Source organism: uncultured Streptococcus sp., from assembly GCF_963536705.1.
In the GTDB taxonomy this organism is placed as follows: Bacteria; Bacillota; Bacilli; order Lactobacillales; family Streptococcaceae; genus Streptococcus.
On record NZ_CAUTAP010000015.1, the window covers coordinates 1 to 21,274 of the forward strand.

The 21,274-nt window shown below is 43.8% G+C and carries 20 protein-coding genes and 1 pseudogene; 1 reads left to right on the top strand and 20 read right to left on the bottom strand.

The genetic code is table 11. The annotated features are described in order from the left end of the window. Positions 1–726 (top strand): MurR/RpiR family transcriptional regulator (locus RWX26_RS08790; protein ID WP_314580966.1); only part of this gene is annotated, 726 nt, incomplete at its 5' end. 59 nt (positions 727–785) lie between these two features. Here RWX26_RS08790 and RWX26_RS08795 read toward each other — a convergent pair. The 20 genes and pseudogenes from RWX26_RS08795 to lacD all read right to left on the bottom strand — a co-directional run bounded on the left by RWX26_RS08795 (position 786) and on the right by lacD (position 21,269). Beyond that, complete coding sequence (locus tag RWX26_RS08795; RefSeq protein ID WP_314580968.1) at positions 786–1,115, bottom strand: DNA helicase; 330 nt, start codon at positions 1,113–1,115, stop codon at positions 786–788. A 45-nt stretch (positions 1,116–1,160) separates the two neighbouring features. Continuing rightward, a complete protein-coding gene (locus tag RWX26_RS08800) occupies positions 1,161–2,045 on the bottom strand; it encodes an ROK family protein (RefSeq protein WP_314580970.1) in 885 nt (294 codons plus the stop codon). A gap of 33 nt (positions 2,046–2,078) precedes the next feature. Then, positions 2,079–2,996: an N-acetylneuraminate lyase gene (locus RWX26_RS08805; protein ID WP_314580972.1), complete on the bottom strand. Its 918-nt coding sequence runs from the start codon at positions 2,994–2,996 to the stop codon at positions 2,079–2,081. A 34-nt stretch (positions 2,997–3,030) separates the two neighbouring features. Beyond that, complete coding sequence (locus RWX26_RS08810; RefSeq protein ID WP_125340220.1) at positions 3,031–3,681, bottom strand: DUF624 domain-containing protein; 651 nt, start codon at positions 3,679–3,681, stop codon at positions 3,031–3,033. 21 nt (positions 3,682–3,702) lie between these two features. Beyond that, a complete protein-coding gene (locus RWX26_RS08815; RefSeq protein ID WP_314580976.1) occupies positions 3,703–4,155 on the bottom strand; it encodes a YhcH/YjgK/YiaL family protein in 453 nt (150 codons plus the stop codon). A gap of 4 nt (positions 4,156–4,159) precedes the next feature. Further along, the gene (locus RWX26_RS08820) at positions 4,160–4,990 is read right to left on the bottom strand and encodes a carbohydrate ABC transporter permease (protein WP_002905745.1); all 831 of its coding nucleotides are present in this window, start codon (positions 4,988–4,990) and stop codon (positions 4,160–4,162) included. Positions 4,991–5,006: 16 nt separating this feature from the next. After that, positions 5,007–5,894 carry a carbohydrate ABC transporter permease gene (locus RWX26_RS08825; RefSeq protein WP_032906291.1) on the bottom strand — a complete coding sequence of 296 codons (888 nt, stop codon included), beginning with the start codon at positions 5,892–5,894 and terminating at the stop codon, positions 5,007–5,009. A 95-nt stretch (positions 5,895–5,989) separates the two neighbouring features. Further along, positions 5,990–7,309 (bottom strand): ABC transporter substrate-binding protein, encoded by a 1,320-nt coding sequence (locus RWX26_RS08830; RefSeq protein ID WP_002926440.1) that lies wholly within the window; start codon positions 7,307–7,309, stop codon positions 5,990–5,992. A 257-nt stretch (positions 7,310–7,566) separates the two neighbouring features. Beyond that, on the bottom strand, positions 7,567–8,703 hold the full coding sequence (locus tag RWX26_RS08835; RefSeq protein ID WP_002931787.1) for an ABC transporter ATP-binding protein: 1,137 nt from the start codon (positions 8,701–8,703) through the stop codon (positions 7,567–7,569). Between the two features lie 13 nt (positions 8,704–8,716). Then, complete coding sequence (locus tag RWX26_RS08840) at positions 8,717–9,415, bottom strand: N-acetylmannosamine-6-phosphate 2-epimerase (RefSeq protein ID WP_125401708.1); 699 nt, start codon at positions 9,413–9,415, stop codon at positions 8,717–8,719. A 377-nt stretch (positions 9,416–9,792) separates the two neighbouring features. Next, positions 9,793–10,794, bottom strand: a complete 1,002-nt coding sequence (locus RWX26_RS08845) for an acetylxylan esterase (RefSeq protein ID WP_125401707.1) — start codon at positions 10,792–10,794, stop codon at positions 9,793–9,795. 188 nt (positions 10,795–10,982) lie between these two features. Beyond that, positions 10,983–11,087: pseudogene (locus RWX26_RS11215) on the bottom strand (shikimate dehydrogenase); the annotation flags it as partial. 80 nt (positions 11,088–11,167) lie between these two features. Then, a complete protein-coding gene (gene adhE, locus RWX26_RS08850; protein ID WP_314580983.1) occupies positions 11,168–13,822 on the bottom strand; it encodes a bifunctional acetaldehyde-CoA/alcohol dehydrogenase in 2,655 nt (884 codons plus the stop codon). Between the two features lie 303 nt (positions 13,823–14,125). Then, positions 14,126–15,931, bottom strand: a complete 1,806-nt coding sequence (locus RWX26_RS08855) for an acyltransferase family protein (protein WP_314581072.1) — start codon at positions 15,929–15,931, stop codon at positions 14,126–14,128. Beyond that, the gene (locus tag RWX26_RS08860; protein ID WP_268685058.1) at positions 15,921–16,346 is read right to left on the bottom strand and encodes an MORN repeat-containing protein; all 426 of its coding nucleotides are present in this window, start codon (positions 16,344–16,346) and stop codon (positions 15,921–15,923) included. The genes RWX26_RS08855 and RWX26_RS08860 overlap by 11 nt, the downstream gene beginning before the upstream one ends. Beyond that, positions 16,339–16,761, bottom strand: coding sequence for a low molecular weight protein-tyrosine-phosphatase (locus RWX26_RS08865; protein ID WP_314580988.1), 423 nt, complete (start codon positions 16,759–16,761; stop codon positions 16,339–16,341). Before RWX26_RS08865 ends, RWX26_RS08860 begins: the two co-directional genes overlap by 8 nt. A gap of 269 nt (positions 16,762–17,030) precedes the next feature. Then, positions 17,031–17,606, bottom strand: coding sequence for a nucleotidyltransferase family protein (locus RWX26_RS08870; protein ID WP_314580990.1), 576 nt, complete (start codon positions 17,604–17,606; stop codon positions 17,031–17,033). Then, positions 17,603–18,601, bottom strand: coding sequence for a Holliday junction branch migration DNA helicase RuvB (gene ruvB / locus RWX26_RS08875; RefSeq protein ID WP_314580993.1), 999 nt, complete (start codon positions 18,599–18,601; stop codon positions 17,603–17,605). The genes RWX26_RS08870 and ruvB overlap by 4 nt, the downstream gene beginning before the upstream one ends. 559 nt (positions 18,602–19,160) lie before the next feature. Then, positions 19,161–20,207 (bottom strand): aldose epimerase family protein, encoded by a 1,047-nt coding sequence (locus RWX26_RS08880; protein ID WP_223337842.1) that lies wholly within the window; start codon positions 20,205–20,207, stop codon positions 19,161–19,163. 24 nt (positions 20,208–20,231) lie between these two features. After that, positions 20,232–21,269, bottom strand: a complete 1,038-nt coding sequence (gene lacD / locus RWX26_RS08885) for a tagatose-bisphosphate aldolase (RefSeq protein WP_223337843.1) — start codon at positions 21,267–21,269, stop codon at positions 20,232–20,234. Between the last annotated feature and the right edge of the window lie 5 nt (positions 21,270–21,274).

Sequence of the window (21,274 nt, forward strand, 5' to 3'; positions counted from 1 at the left end):
GTCGCTCAAACCTTGCACATTTCTCAAGCAGCCTTGACCCGTTTCGCCAAAAAATGTGGCTTTAAAGGTTATCGGGAATTTAACTTTCAATATTTACAGGACCTACAAAAGGCGCAAACCGAGTCAGATAATATGCAAAGCAGCTTATCCCGTCATGTCTTGTACAACTACAATCAAATCCACCAGCAGACAAAAGAACTGATAGATGAGGAAAAGCTGAAGCGAGTGGCTCAAATCATAGAAGAGGCCGACCGTGTTTATTTCTTTGGAACAGGGAGCTCAGGCTTAGTAGCACGTGATATGAAGCTACGCTTCATGAGACTAGGAGTCGTTTGTGAAGCCCTAACTGACCAAGATGGCTTCGCTTGGACAACTAGTATTCTGGACAAGAACTGCCTCGTTATCGGATTTTCTCTATCCGGACAGACCCAGTCTATCATTGACAGCTTGATTGACGCTAAAAATATGGGAGCAAAAACCATCTTGGTGACAGGACAGCCTGAAAAGATTCAAGAAGACTTCACTGAAGTCGTTCCTGTTGCTCTTCAAAGCAAGCCTGAGTTTATCTTGCGGATTTCCGCACAATTCCCCATGCTTCTCATGATTGACCTCATCTATGCCTTTTTCCTAGAGATTAACCGCGAGAAGAAAGAAAGAATCTTTAACAGCTTTTGGGAAAATCAGAAATTGAATGGCTATTACCGTCGCAATACCCATAAAAGATAAAAACGAATCAGGATTTTCTGACTCGTTTTCTTTTTTGGTCTAACGTTTTCCTCTTTTTTTCACAAGGGAAGGATTGGCCCGTAGATTTCTAATTGGGGCTGAACTTTTTCCATATGAAAGGCATCGTAGGCACGCCACTTTTGATAAGTAGACCGATCCAGTTTGAGGCTACTAAGACCAATTAAAAAACTAGCACTTTTATGGAAGCTTTCAAGAGCAATGAGAAGACGGTTATCCAGGACTTTGGTTTTCTCCAAATTCCTTAAAACTTCTGCTAAACACTCGTAAAAGCGGATTTCATCATTTGATTGAATTGTCTTCTTTTGAAAATCTTCCATCAAGGAACCTAGAAGCTGAGCGGCTTCCTGAATGAAACTTCTTTCTGCCATTTGATTTTCCTCTTGAAAGACAAGGAACCTGAGAAAAATCTCAGGTTAAGCTTGTCTATTTTTGAAATGATAGTAGGCTCCAAACATACCCGCAGTATTTTGATGATGAGCAAAGGCCAGTTTGGTTTTGTCAGCAATACTTGGAACCAAAGCATCCTGCAAAACCGCCTGAATACGCGGTCTAAGAATAGCTTCTTGTCCCATAATGCCGCCTCCTAGGATAACAACTTCTGGATTAACAACATAGCAGATATTGGCAATTCCTTGACCTAGATAGCCAACCATGCGATCGATGCCCTCGATACAGAGTTTATTGCCCTCAGTTGCTTCTTTGAAAATCCGACGGCCATTCCAATGCTCTGCGTCTTCTCCGTGTAGCTCAGCCACATAATTGACTAAAGCAGTTGTAGATGCCACATCCTGAAAGGCTCCGTCTGGTAGATGCAGGTAACCGACCTCACAAGCAGAGTTACTAAAACCATGGAAGACTTGACCATCTACGACTAGACAGCCTCCAATACCTGTACCAATCGTCAAACAAAGGGCAATCTTGGCTCCCTTGCCGCTGCCCGACATAGCCTCCGCCAGGCCAGCACAGTTGACATCATTTTCAATCTCACAAGGCAGGGAGAATTTTTCTTCCAGGACTTTTTTGAACTGGGTGCCAGCATAATTAGGAATCTGTGGCCCAGCATAGAAAATTTCACCCTTATCTGGATCCACCATGCCAGCTGAAGAAATACAAATCCCAGCAATAGGTCCTTTTTCTAAATAGCCTGCAACAATGCTTTCAACTTTCTGCATAATTCCCGGACCGCCTTTGTGGGCCTCCGTCGGCATTTCATGTGCTTCCACCAAGGTTTCCGCCTCGTTGATTAAGCCATACTTGATATTGGTGCCGCCAATATCAATAGCAACATAGTGTTTCATAGCACACCTTCTCTCTAGTGTTTATCCTGTTGCTTATAAAAATTGCTCCTTGGTTTGTCTAATCAACTGAGCAGCTTCTTCCACAATTGGCCGATCACTTTCCTGCACTGGTGTCAGAGGAGAGCGGACAGATCCGATGGTCAAGTCTTCGTTAATTTCCAAAACACCCTTAATAACAGCGTACATATTGCCATGGGCGCTGGTTAATTTTCCGATGATGGCATTTATCGCATATTGCAACTCTTTAGCACGTTCCAATTCCTTATCAGCAATCAGTTGATTGAGTTTGAGAAAGAGTTCTGGCATAGCTCCGTATGTACCACCGATACCGGCTGCAGCACCCATAAGACGGCCACCTAAGAATTGCTCATCTGGACCATTAAAGACTACATGATCTTCTCCACCAAGAGCTACAAAGGTCTGAATATCCTGCACCGGCATTGAAGAGTTCTTCACACCAATCACGCGCTCATTCTTGAGCATTTCCTTGTAAAGACTAGGAGTCAAGGCTACACCAGCCAGCTGAGGGATATTGTAAATCACGAAATCAGTATTAGGCGCCGCCGCACTGATGTCATTCCAATATTGGGCAACCGAATACTCTGGCAAACGGAAATAAATCGGCGGAATAGCGGCAATAGCATCCACACCCAAACTTTCCGCATGACGAGCCAGCTCCACGCTGTCTTTAGTATTGTTGCAAGCCACGTGGGCAATGATGGTCAGACGCCCCTTAACAACTTTCATCACTTCTTCTAGAACCCGTTTTCGGTCTTCTACACTCAGATAGATACACTCTCCCGAAGAACCGTTGACATAAAGACCTTGCACGCCCTTGGCGATGAAATATTCCACTAAAGCACGAGTCCGCTCCGGGCTGATTTCACCTTCTTCGTCATAGCAGGCGTAGAAAGCAGGAATGACTCCTTGGTATTTGGTCATATTTTTCATTTTCTTTTATCTCCAAATCTAGAATTTCTATAAATTAAGGCCTTTCGTATTTGGCAAAAATCTTCTCTAAAACAGTAATCTGCGTGAAGGCCAATCCAGCAAAACCGATTAAAACAAAGAGCGATAGCCCTAGTAAAAGCAGAAGTCCTGAACTAAGAAGCACTGTCAAAATTGCTACTAGAATGGCTATCATCAGGAAAAACCAAGGAAAGTTAAGACTGAGCAAAACTAGACTAGTCTGTAACCCACCTATGAGAGACTGCTCAAATCGGCCAGCCAGCGGATAAACACACAGAAAGAGCGCTGTTGTAAAGATAAGAAGAGCAAAGCAGGCAACTTTCAGGATTTGAAAAGGCAGAGCCTCCTGACCCCAGATAAGAAGGAGGTCAAAAATACTGATAGCAGACAGCATCAGCTCCAGCAGGCCTAGTTTGAAGCCCAGCTGCCAATTTTCTCGGAAGGCCTTGATATAGACAGCCGTTACTTTTACACGACGACCGCCTTTGATTTCAAAAAGAGTTTGATAGAGGCTTAGCTTCGCAATACCGATGGTTAGAAGAGGCAGAGATGTCAGCAGAAAAAGCAAGTTTACTGTCGCTAAATCAAGGATTTTCTCACAAATCTGCATAAAGAAATTATCCGTATCAAAAATAGTCTCTATCAATCGGGTACCTCTTTTATCCATTGCTAGCCTCCTTTTTAAATATTAATCCAATAAAACTTTAAACACACACTTTTTAACTGTCTCTTCTCTGCCAGCAAATTGATTAGGCTGGTGGGCTTCTTCTGGCAAAAAAGCAGCAAAATTGAAACCGTCTAACAAGAGCGGATAAGTCTGTTCGCAAACAACAAAACCAATATCTCGCCCTTCATCATAGGCTTCCTGAACTTCTCTAATCTGACAGCCGTATTGGATCAGCTCATGCCCTTCCAAAAGAAAGTGCAGGTCCAAGTATCTCTGGTGAAATTCAAAGCTTTCCTCTTGCTGCTGACTGAGAGTATTTTCCTGCAAAAAGAAGAAGACCTTATCACCATCTACTTCATAGCGCCCTGAGTTTAGATTAGATACATTGTGACTCAGGAAATAATCAATGGCTGTATCGATATTTTTGTGAATCCCTCGATAGCGAACGAGATTCTCTAATTGATCAAAAATCATATTTTTATCCTTTAACAGCTCCCATAGTGATTCCTTGTGTGAAGGATTTTTGGAAGATGAGGAAGACTGCCACAATTGGCACTGCAGCCAAAGCTGCTCCAGCCATAATGAGGCCATAGTTAGTTGCCATTTCAGCCTGCATAGTCGCAACCCCGAGCGAGATTGTCAGATTTTGGCGAGATGTCAACATAACCAATTGCATAAAGTAGTCGTTCCAAGTATTGATAAAGGTGAAAATAGCTAGAGCCGCAAAGCCCGGTTTGACAATCGGGAAAGCAACACTCCAGAAAGTCCGGATTTCGCCACAACCGTCGATTTTAGCAGACTCAAGAAGCTCTGTCGGGATGTTTTCACTGAACTGCTTCATTAGAAAAACTCCGAAAGGCCAGCCAACCAACGGTAAGATTACTGCAGCCAAGGTATCGTGAATTCCCATGAAATTAACAATACGCACTAGTGGTACCAGTACTACTTGCTTAGGCAAAGCCATGGCCGCAATGAAGATGGCAAAAAGAATCCGTTGACCATAGAACCGCTTCTTGGCCAAAACATATCCTGCCAAAGAAGACGTGGCGCAGACCAAAAACATGGTCGCAAGCGAAATGAAAACACTATTCCACATCCATTGCATTGCTGGATTTTGCACCATCAATTGCTGGAAGTTTTCAACCGTTGGCATTTTTGGCCACCATTCTGGCGGAATGACAATCGTTGCTGGTTGAGACTTGAAAGCTCCTGTCAAAATCCAATAGAAAGGAAAGACAAAGAGGATGGTTAGTATGGCCAGAACAAAGCCTGATACCACCTTAAAAACATTCATTTTTTTAGTTTGCATCTTCTTTCTCCTTTCTCTAGTATTCTACATCGTTTCCAAGAATCTTGAATTGGGCAAAGCTGATGATGGCAATCATGACTGCTAAAAAGACTCCCATGGTATTAGCATAGCCGTATTCAGATAACTTGAAGGCTTTTTCATACAGATAGTACATGAGCGTACTGGTTGAATAATTAGGTCCGCCTGATGTCAAGAGCTGAATCAAGGCAAAACACTGGAATGAGTTAATCGTAGTAATGATAGCAATGTAAAGGGTTGTTGGAAGCAGGCTAGGCCATTTGATCTTCCAGAAGACTTGCATTTCTGTTGCACCATCCACTCGCGCAGCCTCAACTAGAGAATTGTCAATATTTCCCATAGCTGCGATATAGAGAATGATAGGCTGGCCCACAGAAGTTGTTAAGAGAATAATGATAATCGCTAGCAATGCCCAATGTTTATCCCCAAGCCAAGAAATATTTTGATTGATGACATGGCCTGACTTCAAAACAAAGTTCAAAATACCAGACAGCGGATCGTAGATCCATTTCCATACGACCGTCACAGCTACGCTCCCTGTAACAACTGGCAGGAAGAATACAAAACGGTAAAAGGAACGAGAGACAGCATTCATCTCATAAGTCTGCGAAGCCACAAACAAAGAGAAGAGAACTACAATCGGCACAGAGCCGACCACGATAATGACCGTATTAATCAGCGATTTCATAAAGACCGGATCTTTAAACATCCGAATATAATTATCAAATCCGACAAAAGTAAAGGAGGTCATCGTATAGTTAAAAAAACTAGTAACAAAACCCATAATCATAGGTGCCAAGACAAATACCGTGAAAAATATCAGTATTGGAGCTAAAAACGCGTATGATACTAGGGTTTCTTTCATTCTGATTTTATTGACTTTCACAATGAGGTACCCCTCTTTCAAGATTTTCTAACAAAATCCCCCTTTTTCTACCTCTAGAAACTGTCAACAGAAAAAGGGGAGGATTTCACATTTGCTTATTTTTTAGTAATTGTTTCGTTTGCTTTTTCTGTAAATGTCTTCAAAGCAGGTTCAACCTTTTCATCACCATTGGATACAGATTGGAGCATTGGGAACCAAAGGGTTCTCATTTCAGCAAAGCCATCAATCGTGTTGTAATATGGTGAATAGTACTGAGTCCAGCCACTGATGGTTTCCATACGTTTATCATCATAGAGTTTTCCAAATGAAGTACGAACTGGGAAAGCACCTGTGCGAACTACATTCTTAGGTCCCCACTCTTTGTCATCAGCGATAAATTGGACGAACTTCTTAGAAGCTGCTACTTTCTTTTCATCTTTATTGTTAAAGACTGCAAATCCGTTTACAAGATATTCAAGAGCTGGTTTGCCAGATTCTGATGGGAACGGTACTTCCACCACATCGACTTTGCTGGCTTCTAAAAGTTGTGCTTGAATACCATTTTGAGAAGGAGCCCAAAGAAGAGTGTAGGATGTTTGGCCGTTAGCAAAGTTTTGAATATCTGCTCCACCATCATATTGAGAGCCGTTCATCATCAAACCGTCGTTAATCCAACCAACTGCTTTTTCCAGTCCTTTGACAAACTTAGGATCGTCAGTTGTGTATTTGGTAACTTTTTCGTCTGTAATAGATCCGCCGTAAAGATTAGCGATGAAGGCACGAGTTCCTTGGTCACCACCTTGACCATTACTAAAGAGGGAACCTGGAGTGTAGCCTTTATCTTTCAGAGCTTTCAGCACTTTTTCAAAATCAGATGTTGTCCAGCCTTCCTTGACAAGATTTGCTACACCGGCATCTTCCAACATTTTCTTATTGAAAGCCATATAGAATGGAGCAGAGCTGATAGGATACATGTAAGCCTTGTCTCCTGCCTTGCTAGCTTGGATAATGTTATCATTATTGACATCTTTGACAAAGTCATCAGTAAAGAGATCATTCAAATCAGCTAATTTACCATTTTTTCCATACTGAATAATCCGACCTGGTGCATCAAACAAAACATCTGGTGCTGTGCCTGCTTCGATAGCGGTCGTAATCTTTTCAGGACCAGATTTAAAGTCAATAGTTTCTAGATTGACATGAATATCTGGGTTCGCTTTTTCAAAAGCCTCGATAATTGATTTTTCATAAGTTCCAACACCATCGTTAGCATTTTCCTGTGTGAAGACTGGGAAAGCCCACCAAGTAATCTCTGTTTTGCCAGAATTACTGCCAGAGCTAGCTGTTTTATCTGATCCGCCACTGTTTCCACAAGCTGCTAAAGAAACAATCGCAGCACCTGTCAATAACGATGCGAATAATTTTCCGAATTTCATATTCTTTTCTCCTTAAAAATGGATTTCTCTTGAATCTAGTCCTTTTCTTTCCAAAAACCGAGAGACTTATTTGTCTTTGTTTTTCCAGTTTCAAGTAAGGATTGGACCTGGTGACAGACATGGACCTGTTAGTCCTTCTTGTTTTACTGCTTATTCAGAACAGTAAATAAGCATTTTTAGAACCTTAACTCGATAAATTCACTCCCTTTTAATAATTCTCTTTTTATAGATAGCGTTTTCATTTTTGTTTAAAATTCTTAGATTTTGATTCGCTCCTGACTATCAAAATCAAATATATGAGCCTTAGGCATCTTAAAGGTAAAGCGAATCTTAGAGCCAGGCTCCAAATAGTTAGAAGCTTCCACTTTGGCTGAAAATTCTTGTACGCCAGCCTTACAATAGAGAACAGACTCGCTGCCTAGTAACTCAGAAACGGTGACTTCAGCATCTACAGTGCTATCTGGAAAAGTATCTTCCACTATCAACTCAGCTGAGATATCCTCTGGTCGAATGCCCAGTATCACTTTCTTTCCTTGATATCCTTTTTCTTCTAGGATTTTACGCTGACCGTCTGGGAGTCCAACAGCAAAACCTTGTCCATCTGTAAGCTGATTGCCCTCTAAGTTCACTTCAAAGAAATTCATGGCTGGACTGCCGATAAAACCTGCCACAAATTTATTAGCTGGTTCGTTATAAAGTTCCTGAGGCGTACCGATTTGCTCAATTCGGCCGATAGTACCTGTTCCTGCTTCGTTCTTAGTAGCTGACATGATAACGATGCGGTCAGCCAAGGTCATGGCCTCGGTCTGGTCGTGGGTTACATAGATTGTCGTCGCTCCGATACGGCGATGAATTTTTGCGATTTCTGCCCGCATGGACACGCGCAGCTTAGCATCCAAGTTAGACAAGGGCTCATCCATAAGGAAGACTTTGGCATCACGGACAATCGCCCGCCCCATAGCTACCCGCTGGCGCTGACCACCAGACAAGTCGGCTGGTTTACGATCCAGCAGCTCTTTCAGCCCAAGGATTTCCGCTGCTTCCTGAACTCTTTTGTCAATATCAGCCTTGTCATACTTGCGAAGCTTAAGTCCGAATGCCATATTGTCATAAACAGTCATGTGAGGATAAAGGGCATAATTTTGAAAAACCATGGCGATATCCCGATCTTTAGGAGCAATGTCATTGACAAGATTTTGATCAATATAGAGCTCCCCTTCTGTGATATCCTCAAGTCCTGCAATCATTCGCAAGGTTGTTGATTTTCCGCATCCGGAAGGTCCTACAAAAACGATAAACTCCTTATCCTTAATATCCAAATCAAAATTTTCAACAGAGTAAAAATCACTATTAGGATATTTTTTATATAGTTTATTTAGTGTTAAGGTTGTCATTCATCTACCTCACTTATTTTAATCCTGCAACAAAGCGCTCTGTAATTTCTTTAGGCCGAGTAATGGCTCCGCCGACAACGATGCCTCTTACACCCAAATCATGTATCTGCTTGGCTTGACTCGGATAGTGAATCTTTCCTTCAGCGATGACATCAAAGCCTGCTTGGCACAAGCGGCGAATGAGCTCAATGTCCGGTCCGTCAACCTTGGGGCTGTAGGAAGTGTAGCCCGACAAGGTAGTGCCGACAAAGTCTACACCAGCTTCTACAGCAGCAGCAGCTTCCTCATAGGTACTGATATCTGCCATCAATAGCTGATGAGGATACTTGACCTTGACCTGCTTGATGAAATCCGCAATTGTCAGGCCATCATGGCGCTCCCGCTTGGTACAGTCCAGAGCAATGACTTCAATATCCAGAGCAGCCAACTCATCCACTTCCCGCATGGTAGCCGTGATAAAAGGCTCTTGTGGCGGATAGTCGCGTTTGATAATTCCGATGATGGGCAGAGAAGTTACTTCCTTGATCTCCCGAATATCGCGAACGCTATTAGCTCGAATACCAACAGCACCGCCCTGCTCAGCAGCCTTGGCCAAGAGAGGAATGACTCCTCCAGCTTCAGTATAAAGCGGCTCCTGGGGCAAGGCTTGACAAGAAACAATGATGCCGTCTTTAATCTTGGCTATCAAGTCATCTTTTAAAATCTGTGACATGAATATACAATCTCCTTTCGTAAGACATCGGTCTGATCAGATAGTCTAACAACTACCTAAGACCTCAGGTGGAGCAGGGAAGAAGGCCGCAAACAAATATTTTTACTTCCTTATCCTAGACTCCATTTTTTAACTCGAGTATTTCATAATGTTATTATAAATAATTTTTAAAGCGCTTTCAATATTGTTTGAGATTTAGATTTTAGTTTCCGAATTTTCCAGAAAAACAGAAATTCCTGAAAGTACTTTCAGGATTCCGTTTTGTAGAAAAGTCAATGAAAGAGCAAGCAAACTTCTAAAAAGATTCTCATTTCTATGCTCCCTCAGGGAAGTAAAAAGGGCTAGGCAAAGGCCTAGCCCCAAAGGGGGGACGAATATTATCTCTCGGATTTAAAGTTCGAAACGAGAGAAAGTCTTTTTATTTTGGTTCCGCAGAGCCAGTTAAAGACAGTATCGCTGACACGAACATTCATAGCCTCATGCCCATACTCAGGCAGAAGATGATACTCCTTTTCTCCACCCAAACAGTTATAAATGGCAAACTGCGTGATAGGATAGCAAACATCATCCTCCAGGCCAATAATCATCTGCACTGGACAGCTAATACGATGGGCCAGATTTTTCACGTCAATATAAGCAAGTGTCTGCAACAACTGCTCTTCTGTCTCATGAAAAGGATCATGGAATTTGAAATAACGAAAGAGCTCATCATAGGCTTCACTGGTATTGCCAATCTCCAAAACCCGTCTAAAGTCAGCAAGGAAGGGATAGATAGCTACAGTCTGCTTAATCCGAGAATTTAAAGCAGCTGCTACCAAAGCCAAGGCTCCGCCCTGTGAACCACCAAAACTAGACAAACAGTTTTCATCCACAAAGTCCAAACCAGCCACTAGCTCGACCAAGGTGTAAACATCCAGATAGACATCCTTGAAAAAGAGCTGATCCGGTCCATCCAGAGCCCCACGGATAATATGTCCTTTAACAGTATTGCCGCGGACTTCTCTATTACCATCCAGTGAATAGCCAGACTGACCTCGCACATCCATCGACACCACACCCCAGCCCGCTGCCGTATAGGCCAGCATATCAGCCCAATCCCAGCCCTGCCCCATATAACCATGGAAATGAAACAATACCGGAACTTTTTCTGATAACTTAGGCACAACTAGCTTAGCATAGATTTGCCCACCGTTTCCAGACTTGAAGGTTAGCTCATAGCAAGTCGCATATGCAATTTGAAAATCTTTTTCCAGCAACTGGTAGTCCTGAGGCACTTCCACTTCTGCCACTTGTTTATTCCAAAAGGTATCAAAATCGTCGGGCATTTCATCTCTTCCGCGATAATCTAACATTTCTTTAAGTAAAGTAGGGTTTTTCATGTCTTATCCTCCCAACGATTCTTGAAACCTCTTTCATCATACCATAGAAAGAGGAAATCTTCAATAGGTTAATATATAGATTTTCTGTTTTTCTGAAATTTGTCGGGCCCTCTACCTATTTTCCATTGTCCCCCTATCTTAGCACAAAAGCTCACTCAATCACAAGTAGTCAGAAGGTTTACGTCTTTTTATCCCAGCAAGCTCTTTTCGTTAAGAGATCTAGCACTCACGTCACTACGCTCCTCAGCATCAATGTCTCTAAGCTCAGCTTCGACCGACGGTCTTGCCTCGCTAAGATACATAGAAATATCCCCCACCAAAGGTAGGGGATGACCGACAGACTGTCTTATTTTTTATTGAGGAAGCTACTCGCTTATTTGCGGCGTCCGGGGCGTTCCTTGTAGCCATAGTATGCGTCTTCGATGATTTCCTGCATGTGGTCAACCATTGGAAGGCGTGGGTTGGCTGGAGAACATTGGTCTTCATAGGCAAGGAAGGCCAATTCGCGTGAATGTTCTTTCCATTCTTTTTCGTCAATACCTTGAGCCTTGAAGTTCATTTCGATACCGACACGTTCTCCCAGTTCATAAACAGCTTTCGCAAATGATTCAACACCTTCTTCTGGAGTAGAAGCTGGCAAGCCAAGCATACGAGCGATGTCTTGGTATTTCTCATCCGCACGGTAGTAGTTGTACTTAGGCCATGTCGCTGTCTTAGCTGGACGTGTACCGTTGTAGCGGATTACATATGGCAGCAAGATCGCATTGGTACGACCGTGGATGGTGTGGAACTGAGCACCAATCTTATGGGCCATAGAGTGGGAAATTCCCAAGAAGGCATTGGCAAAGGCCATACCAGCGATAGTAGAGGCATTGTGCATCTTTTCGCGAGAGTGGAAGTCAGCATTCTTAACAGAGCTTTCCAGGTTTTCAAAGACTAGTTTGATTGCTTGGAGAGCCAAACCATCCGTAAAGTCGCTTGCCATCTGAGATACATAAGCTTCTGTTGCGTGAGTCAGCACGTCCATACCAGTGTCTGCTGCAACAAATCCTGGAACAGTCAGTACCAGAGCTGGGTCTACAATGGCTACAGTTGGAGTCAGAGAGTAGTCAGCGATTGGGTACTTACGGTTGTTAGCCTTGTCAGAGATAACGGCAAATGGTGTCACTTCTGAACCTGTACCAGATGTTGTAGGAATTGCGATAAACTTAGTCTTCTTACCAAGCAACGGGAATTTGAAGGCACGTTTACGGATATCCATGAATTTTTGCACAAGGTCACGGAAGTCCACTTCTGGTTGCTCATAGAAGAGCCACATGACTTTAGCTGCGTCCATTGGTGAACCACCACCAAGCGCGATGATTGTATCAGGTTTGAAGGTACGCATAATCTCTGTACCACGTTCAACTGTTGTGATATCTGGATCTGGCTCTACATCTGCAAAGATTTGGTAAACAACCTTATTACGACGAAGATCGAGTTGTTCGATGATACGATCTAGGAAACCAAGCTCTACCATAGCATGGTCTGTTACGATCATGACACGTTCCACATCGCGACATTTTTGCAGATATTGGATAGAGTCACGCTCGAAGTAAGTTTTTGAAGGGAGTTTCATCCATTGCATATTATTTCTACGTCTTCCTACTTTTTTGATGTTCAAGAGATTCACAGCACTAACGTTATCACCAACTGAGTTGCGACCATAAGATCCACAGCCCAGAGTCAGTGAAGGCAGGAAGGCATTATAAACATCCCCAATACCGCCGAAAGTAGAAGGTGAGTTGCAAATAACACGGATAGCACGGACAGCCTTACCAAATTCCTTGGTCAACTCTTCGTCCGCTGTATGGATAGCAGCTGAGTGACCAAGACCATGGAATTCTACCATTTGACGGGCCTTTTCAACACCGTCTTCACGGGATTCAGACTTGAGAACAGCGATGACAGGTGACAGTTTTTCGCGTGTCAATGGCTCCTTTTCACCAACTTCTTTACACTCTGCAGCCAAGATATTTGTATCTTCTGGCACGCTGAAGCCTGCCTGCTCTGCAATCCAAGTAGCTGGCTTACCAACGATATCCGGATTGAGCTTAGCACCGGCACAGTTTTTGCTGTTTGCCTTAGCACCGAAGCAGAATTCTTCCAACAGAGCTTTTTCTTTCTTATTTACAAAGTAAGTATGATAAGATTTGAACTCTTCTACAAATTCATCATAAACTTCCTTATCAATGATAACCGCTTGCTCAGAGGCACAGACCATACCATTGTCAAAGGACTTAGACATAACGATATCGTGCGCTGCTTGACGGATATTAGCGGATTTTTCCACATAAGCTGGTACGTTTCCAGCACCAACCCCCAGAGCTGGCTTACCACATGAGTAAGCTGCCTTCACCATTGCATTACCACCTGTCGCAAGGATTGTTGCAATCCCTTCGTGGTTCATAAGCGCAGAAGTTGCTTCCATAGATGGCGCTGTAATCCACTGCACACAGTTTTCAGGCGCACCTGCTGCAATCGCAGCATCACGAACGATTTGCGCTGCATGGGCAGATGATTCTTGAGCAGATGGGTGGAAAGCAAAGATGATTGGATTACGAGTCTTCAAGGAAATCAAAGCCTTAAAAATAGCTGTTGAAGTTGGATTGGTTGTTGGAGTAATTCCACAGACAACACCCACTGGCTCCGCAATCAGGGTCAAACCAGTTACATCATCTTCTTCAATAACGCCAACTGTCTTCGTATGGCGCATATTATTCACAACGTGTTCACAGGCGAAAAGGTTTTTCGTTGCCTTGTCTTCAAAAACTCCGCGACCCGTTTCTTCATAAGCGTGCAGGGCCAACTCACCGTGAGCATCCAAAGCTGCTACAGAGGCCTTGGCTACGATGTAGTCCACCTGTTCCTGATTCAGCTTTCTCATTTCCTCGAGTGCAACCAGACCTTTTTGCACCAATTCATCGACATGCTTTTGCGCTGCCAAAGCCTTGTCTTCTTGTTCTACCGTTTTCTTCTTTTCAGCCATTCTATTCCTCCAATGGTTTTGCCTTAGGTTAGACGAAGAACACTAACCTTTGTTAAATATTTCACAATTTAATTATAACCTATTTAATGATTTTTGTAAACACTTTCACTTAACATTCACAAACTTTTCTCTATTAGTTTGTGAATTGTATAACAAAACTACTGATTTTACTGCCTATTCTTTTAGTTTTTGTGAAAAAATTTTTTATTTTTTAGAGATTTCACATACTTTTACTTTCACATAAAATTTGAAAGCGCTTTCTTATCTTAGATATAAAAAGCTCGGACGAACCGAGCTGATTATTTATGGTTTCACATTACCAGAATTTGCTTCATCTATGGCTTGCTTAATGGTATTGGCATAGAGAGTTCCCCCTTCAATGATGGACTCTGAGTTTGAGCCAAAGTGGACATAGTCTGTCCCTTCCCAAATCTGCGGATTTTCGATAGCAGTTTGATGCCAGTCGGCCACAAAGACATAGTCATACTTCTTGGCTAATTCTAGCTCATACTCCCGCTGCTGGGCCAAGACGCCGCCCTCTGAGCGACCGTCATAAGGGGTCACGAGGATCAGTTGATGACCCTTAGGCAGGCTGGAAACATACTCATCCAAAAGTTCATTCGAATAACCAGACGAATTGGTTCCAAGAGCCAGGACAACCTGCTTCTTCAGCACTCTATTAGCAATATCTGTCTTGTAGACCTCCAAGCCTGTACTCAGACTGCGACTAACGACAGTGTCTAGCTCGATTCCTGGCAAGATCTGCTGCAATTGTTCGCTTGAGCGTAGGGCAACGGAGTCACCAATCATAGTAATCCCGTCCGCCACATTGTACTCAGTAGCCTTGGACTGATCAACCTGACTGCGAGTTGTTTGCATCTTTGTATCCGCTTGATTCAGAGCATTGACAATCAAACTTTCCTCAAAAGCTCCGACCTTTGGCGCTGTCACCGAGATAAAGAACATAATCAAAGTCAGCGGAATCATGCTGTAAAAGATTGGTCTGGTAAGAGACGACAGGTCCATCTTGGTGCCCATGATGACTGGCTGGCGACCAGCAAGAGTTGGCTCCAAGATGTAGAAAGACAAAGCTGCAAAAGTAAGAGACAGCAGCGTAGTCAAGAGAACAGCTAGACCATTACCCATCAGCTGGGTAAAAATAATATAGAATGGCCAGTGGAAGAGATAAACACCGTAGCTAGTATCTGCGATAAAGTTGACAATGCCAGGCTCCTTCACATCAGGGAGCTTGTCATGCAACATCCTAGCAGCCAAAATCATCAGACAGGCCAAAATAGTCGAAATCAAGAATCCTACCAGGTAGGTCCAAAGGTTATCAAACTTGAGTAGGAAGCTGAGCAAAAGCAAAACAGCTGCGCTGCCCCCCATAATCCCTAGTACTTGCTTGAGAGCCAGCTTTTGCTCCAGCATCTTAAAGCGACTGCTGACATGGCCGACACCAGACAAGGTAGCCAAGATGCTTCCTGCAAAGAAAGGAAAGACGTGGGTCAAACTTGAGAAATAAATATCAGAGAAATTCTTAGTGGTCAAAGCGCCAGCAAACATTGATACAAAGCTGACTAAAAAGAGACCTGCAGAAACCAGCGCAATCATACCGCGATAGCGGGCCGCTGACTTGGCAACCTTTCCCAAGCCCCAAGCAGCCAAGCCCCAAAGAACATAATAGTGCGCTTCTAAAGCCAGACTCCAAGTGTGGATCAGGATGTGCGGCACAAACTGACTCTCATAACTGCCGCCAGATAGCATTTCATAAAAGTTGGTCACAAAGCCCAAAGCAGCCGCAATCTGTGTCCCAATCCCAGCCACAAAATCCTTACGAATCAAGAGGGTAAAGGGCATAACGACCAAAATCATAAAGACCAGAGGGGGTACAATCCGATAAAAACGCCGTTTGAAAAAGCCTTGGATATCGATTTCTTTCTTCTTGGCAAACTCGTCAATAAGCAAAGCGGTAATCAAGAAGCCAGAAAAGGTAAAGAAGATATCCACGCCAATAAAACCGCCAGGGAAAACGCCCTGGAAGTAATGATAAAGCAGAACTAGAAGCAGCCCCGTGATTCTGACGAGCGAAAACCATTTAATGCGCATTTTGATAAATTCCTTGTTTAAACGTTCCTTCATAAACGACATTGCCTTCTGTCGTTAGCTTTCCTTGTCCATCGGCCTGACCCTTGCTGAAGTCCCCTTCATATTTCCAGCCAGACTGCGAGGTAAAGATTCCTTTGCCGTCAAAGATGCCATTGCGAAATTGACCGCTATAACTGTCCCCATTTTGAAAAGTCATAGTCCCCTGACCGTTCATCTTCCCGCGAACCAAGGTTCCGTCATACTTGATCTTTCCCTGATCCAGCGTTAAAACGCCCTTACCAGGAATCCCCGAAGTAAAGACCAGAATAGCTGACAGTACAATGACCGTGACAGCCAAGAGTTCTAAATTCTGCCGGGTCAGATAGACCTTGTATTTATCGTAAAATTCTTTTACTTTATCCATATTCCTATCCATCCAAACGCTCTAGCCACTTCTTGCAGCCAGCCAAGACCAAATCATAGGTTTGGTCAAAATCTCCTGTGTACCAAGGATCCGGCACACTTTCTTCTTCAAACTGATAAATTTTATGCTGAAAATCCTCAGGCGCCATCCGCTTCAAATCTCGGACATTGCTTTCATCCATACCGATGACGTAGTCAAAATCCGCAAAATCCGCTGTCGAAATCTGCTGAGAAGTCTTGTTCCTATCATAAGAAATGGCATATTTCTTAAAAATAGCCTGTGTCCCCCGATGAATAGGATTGCCGTGCTCCCAGCTTGAGGTTGCCCGGCTCTCGATTTTCAGCTGGTCTGTTAAACTCTTCATGACAAACTCTGCCATCGGACTACGGCAGATATTGCCCAAACATACAAATACAATTTTCTTCATAGAATACCTCGCTATCTATTATAACAAAATAATGGCAAAAACTAGCCCTGAATCGTTTACAGTTTCCTGATTCTAGTTGAAAACTGGCAAGCCCTGTCCCTCTCATGTCTGAAAATAGCAAAAAACCACCGTTTGGTGGCTTTTTGTAGGGAGATTATTTTTTAAAAAGAAAAAAGTTTTAGGAGTTAAGTTAATTTCTTAACTTGATTATAGTATAATATCCATTCCTTAAAACTTCCTTAAAATAACTTAAACATTTTACTCTTATCTTATACCTGTTTATCAGGATAGTGATATTCCAGCTGCGACCAGCGTTTCTGCCAATTCTTCTTAGCCAAGCGCTCAGTATAAACACGCTGGCGCTCCTTATTTTCAAGAAAATGAGGAGTCGGTCTGACCTGAAAGTTTAAGATATCCTCCAAACCATAGGGAGCAAAAAGTTCCAGTTTGTCATTTGCCAACAAGCGCAGGCCGATAGCCGTGCAACGCTCAGGATACTTACTCATGGCTTCGCAAGCATTTTTATAAGGCGCTGTTCCAGGACTATGGCGGTGCATATAGGCTTGATTTCTCAGCTCCCATCGATACTGTGGCCAGTCTACCTTGAGCTTGGCTTCCAGCTCTATCGTCTCTGCCTCGGCATAACTCGGATCAAAGAAAATGACATCTACATCCGTCTCTGAGTCAAAACCTGGTCGCTCTGACAGCATATTCCAGATAAAATTCCTCACACATCCAGCCGCTAACCAAGAATCCTTGAGCTCCAGACTGCGAATAATTTCCAAAATCGCTCGGATGTCTGGATCTTGACCTAGTCGGTCTAAAATCTCCTTTTCTGTCATCATTCCTTCATATACTCATATCCTAGATGCTCATAGGCTTTACGGGTAGCCACGCGCCCAGTCCGAGTTCGCATGACAAAGCCTTTCTGAATTAGGTAAGGCTCATACATGTCCTCAACAGTTTCGCGCTCTTCAGCAATATTGACCGAGAGGGTTCCCAGCCCCACGGGACCGCCACCGTAGACTTCAATCATGGTCTTCAAAATCTTCTGGTCCACATAGTCCAGCCCTTCCTGATCCACATCCAGCATAGAGAGAGCCTGATTGGTTATCTTATCATCAATCAGGCCATCGCCCATAATCTGCGCGTAGTCCCGGACCCGCTTGAGCAAACGATTGGCAATCCGCGGTGTGCCTCGGCTACGCAGAGCAAGCTCCTTCGCAGCCTCGTGGGTAATAGCCATCTCAAAAATCTCTGCCGTCCGCTCGACGATTTCCGTCAAGTCGCCAGCTTCATAATACTCCATGTGACCAGTAATTCCAAAGCGAGCCCGCAGAGGATTGGACAGCATGCCTGCCCGAGTGGTCGCTCCAATCAGAGTGAAAGGCGGTAAATCCAGATGGACACTGCGACTGGTCTCGCCCGAGCCAATCATAATGTCGATGTAAAAGTCTTCCATAGCGCTGTACAGCACTTCCTCTACTGCCATTGGCAAGCGGTGAATCTCATCTATAAAGAGGACATCACCCGGCTCAAGGTCATTTAAGATCGCAACCAAATCACCAGATTTCTCAATCACCGGACCTGAAGTTTGCTTGAGATTAACGCCTAGTTCATTGGCAATGACAAAGGCCATGGTCGTCTTCCCCAGACCTGGAGGGCCAAAAAGCAGGGTATGGTCCAGCGCCTCATCCCTCAGCTTAGCCGCTTCAATAAAAATCTTCAGCTGGTCCTTGACCTTGTCCTGGCCGATATACTCCTGTAAATACCGGGGACGCAAGGTGCGCTCCACTAATTCCTCATCACCCATTAATTCATTATCTAAAATTCTACTCATAGAACTATTATAGCAGAAAATAAGGCAGAGGAAGCAAATCTAATTCGCGTCTGAACACAAAAAAAGACCACCGGATTGGGTGGCCTTTATGGGAGATTATTATGAAAAAGTTTAGGATTTCTATCAAATAAAGTTAGGAGGTCTTCATTTGATACTCATAGTATACTGCCCCTAACTTAAAGAAACCTTAACTTTGTATAACGTATCCTTTAAAATTTAACATTTGAGTTACAATCCGATAAACATCCTGTCTTATTCTAAAATTTGAGCAAAAAAAGACCACCGGATTGGGTGGCCTTTATGGGAGATTATTATGAAAAAGTTTAGGATTATCAAACAAAGTTAGGGGGCTTCATTTGATAAAAATAAGTATAGCAGCCTTAGCTTAAGAAAAACTTAAAGTAAAATTCAGTTAGCAAAAAAGATTTTGCTTTTGATTGTGGAGGCTTTTTACTTGCTTAAATTAGCTACTTATGGAAACATAGTCTCTGAAAACTGGACAAAGAAAAACGGCAGAAGGAGGTACTGCCGTTTTCTGTGCTCTTTCGCGATTGTTTCTTTATAAAGTTGCTTTTACATCAGCAAAATACACTGTCCTGCTGGTAAAAATCTGACCGGCCTTGAGAATGACATCTGACTGCTGGCTACTGTGAATGGCATCCGGCAGGGCCTGAGCTTCCAGAGCCAAGCCATTATGCTGAATCATAGGCTGTCCGTCAAACCGAATAGAATCATCCACGCAATTCGCTGAATAAATCACGAGGCAGGGAGCCTGAGTCTGAATGGTCAGGCGGCGGCCCGATGCTGGATGATAGAGCGTGCCTGCCTGGTCTCGGCTTGGTTTTAACGCAAAGGGATGATCCAAGCCAGATACCAGCTGGATTTGCTCGTCAAGCGCATCGAAAATTTCTTTAAGGGCAGCGCCCTTGGTCAGCTTCTTGACAAAGTCGCGCTCTGCATCAGCCTTTTTTTCAGGAAGGCCGTCAGCTGCGATAGGATAAACACCATCAGTATTGAGCTGTAGGATATGATCATCAATGGGCTGATTGAAACGACCAGACAGGTTGAAATAGCTGTGGTTGGTCGGATTGACCAAGGTATCCTGATCTGTCTGCACTTGATAGGAGATTTCCAGCTCGCCCTTCTCTGTCAGGGTATAGGAAACCCAGATTTTCAGATTACCAGGAAAACCGCCAGTTCCGTCAGTCCGCTCTGTATAAAAGGTAAGTCCGTCATTACTGACTTCCTCTACTTCAAAAACGCTACTGTCCCAGCCGCTGGAGCCACTATGGTTGCAGTTTGGGCCATTATTTGCCTCTAGCTGAAAGGTCTGGCCATTCAGCTCAAAAGTTGCACTGGCAATACGTCCAGCGACTGGACCAATACTGGCTCCGTGCTTAGGACTGTTCCCAATATAATCCTCAAACTGATCAAAGCCAACGACGATATTGTCAAAGTGATTATTTTTATCAGGAGTGATATACTGGATGACGGTCGCTCCGTAGTTCATGACTGTCAGACGATAGCCTCGATCGTTTTCAAAAGTATAAGCCAGAATCTCCTGACCTCCCAGCTTGCCAAAAATGGATTCTCGGTAAGATTTCATATCAAACCTCTTTTATCTATCCTATTAAAAATCACGAACTTGCCAAGTCCTGTCTTCAAAAGGCAGGTCAAGCTTGTCCGCCCAAGACACAGCTGTTTGGCGCAAGACTTGATTAAGATCCTCGATATTCTGACGGCCTGTCTCGTCCAGCCATACTTGAGCTGCTGCAGCTCCCTCTTGGGCAAAGACAGAAACTGCATCCTTCCAGGTAGCTCGTCCGCACAGAACTCCGTTAAACTGTGAGCCCGCTTCATGGGCTAGTCGCAGCGTTTCTTGGAAAAGCTCGGCACTGACACCAGCGCTGAGGAAGATGAAAGGTAAGTGTGTCGCATCTGACTGTTCTTTAAAGAAATCTCGGGCTTCCGTCACGCTGTAGACTGGCTCAACTCCTTCTTTGGTGAAACCCTCGACAAAGTTCATATTGACCGGCACTTCAACCTTTAAGACGTCTACATGATAACGGGGATCTGAAAAGAGCTTGACTGCCTCATTGACCTTGTGCGGCTTAAGCTTGGCATAGTTAGCGTCCAAAACACTGTCACTCTTAGCATCATAGGTCAGAATCTCCAGAAAATAGGGAATATCCTCAGCTAAGCATTCACTGCCCACGCGCTCAACCCAGGCCTGCTTGATATCGTTGATTTCTGGTTTGTCGTCCACATCATAGTAAATCAAGACCTTGACGGCATCTGCGCCCATGTCTCGGATGCGACTAGCTGACCAGTTAGGCAGCAAGTCCGGCAGGCGGCCCTCGGCTGTCGCATCATAGCCAGTCTTTTCATAGGCTACTATCAGCCCACAGGACGCATCCCGCAGCTCAGCTGCCGGCAGACCGAACTCCGGATCCAGCAGGATAGAGCTGGCATAGGGCGTCAGCTGACTAGAGATTAATTCTTTAAACTGAACCAGAGCTTGGTCACCAGAAGGCGAGTGTTCTCCGCTGGCCAGCATTTTCTTGAGCGATCCACGTTGGTCAATGGCCAAAGCCCCGATAATCCCCTGTTCATCTGATAGTTTTTTCAAATGGCTCACTTTTTTGTGGCTGATTTGTAATTTCTCCATAACTT

Bases quoted from the DNA above. Each gene is read 5' to 3' on its own strand.
- RWX26_RS08795 (WP_314580968.1), bottom strand. From the start codon at position 1,115: ATGGCAGAAAGAAGTTTCATTCAGGAAGCCGCTCAGCTTCTAGGTTCC.
- RWX26_RS08800 (WP_314580970.1), bottom strand. From the start codon at position 2,045: ATGAAACACTATGTTGCTATTGATATTGGCGGCACCAATATCAAGTAT.
- RWX26_RS08805 (WP_314580972.1), bottom strand. From the start codon at position 2,996: ATGAAAAATATGACCAAATACCAAGGAGTCATTCCTGCTTTCTACGCC.
- RWX26_RS08810 (WP_125340220.1), bottom strand. From the start codon at position 3,681: ATGGATAAAAGAGGTACCCGATTGATAGAGACTATTTTTGATACGGAT.
- RWX26_RS08815 (WP_314580976.1), bottom strand. From the start codon at position 4,155: ATGATTTTTGATCAATTAGAGAATCTCGTTCGCTATCGAGGGATTCAC.
- RWX26_RS08820 (WP_002905745.1), bottom strand. From the start codon at position 4,990: ATGCAAACTAAAAAAATGAATGTTTTTAAGGTGGTATCAGGCTTTGTT.
- RWX26_RS08830 (WP_002926440.1), bottom strand. From the start codon at position 7,309: ATGAAATTCGGAAAATTATTCGCATCGTTATTGACAGGTGCTGCGATT.
- RWX26_RS08835 (WP_002931787.1), bottom strand. From the start codon at position 8,703: ATGACAACCTTAACACTAAATAAACTATATAAAAAATATCCTAATAGT.
- RWX26_RS08840 (WP_125401708.1), bottom strand. From the start codon at position 9,415: ATGTCACAGATTTTAAAAGATGACTTGATAGCCAAGATTAAAGACGGC.
- RWX26_RS08845 (WP_125401707.1), bottom strand. From the start codon at position 10,794: ATGAAAAACCCTACTTTACTTAAAGAAATGTTAGATTATCGCGGAAGA.
- adhE (WP_314580983.1), bottom strand. From the start codon at position 13,822: ATGGCTGAAAAGAAGAAAACGGTAGAACAAGAAGACAAGGCTTTGGCA.
- RWX26_RS08855 (WP_314581072.1), bottom strand. From the start codon at position 15,931: ATGCGCATTAAATGGTTTTCGCTCGTCAGAATCACGGGGCTGCTTCTA.
- RWX26_RS08860 (WP_268685058.1), bottom strand. From the start codon at position 16,346: ATGGATAGGAATATGGATAAAGTAAAAGAATTTTACGATAAATACAAG.
- RWX26_RS08865 (WP_314580988.1), bottom strand. From the start codon at position 16,761: ATGAAGAAAATTGTATTTGTATGTTTGGGCAATATCTGCCGTAGTCCG.
- RWX26_RS08870 (WP_314580990.1), bottom strand. From the start codon at position 17,606: ATGATGACAGAAAAGGAGATTTTAGACCGACTAGGTCAAGATCCAGAC.
- ruvB (WP_314580993.1), bottom strand. From the start codon at position 18,601: ATGAGTAGAATTTTAGATAATGAATTAATGGGTGATGAGGAATTAGTG.
- RWX26_RS08880 (WP_223337842.1), bottom strand. From the start codon at position 20,207: ATGAAATCTTACCGAGAATCCATTTTTGGCAAGCTGGGAGGTCAGGAG.
- lacD (WP_223337843.1), bottom strand. From the start codon at position 21,269: ATGGAGAAATTACAAATCAGCCACAAAAAAGTGAGCCATTTGAAAAAA.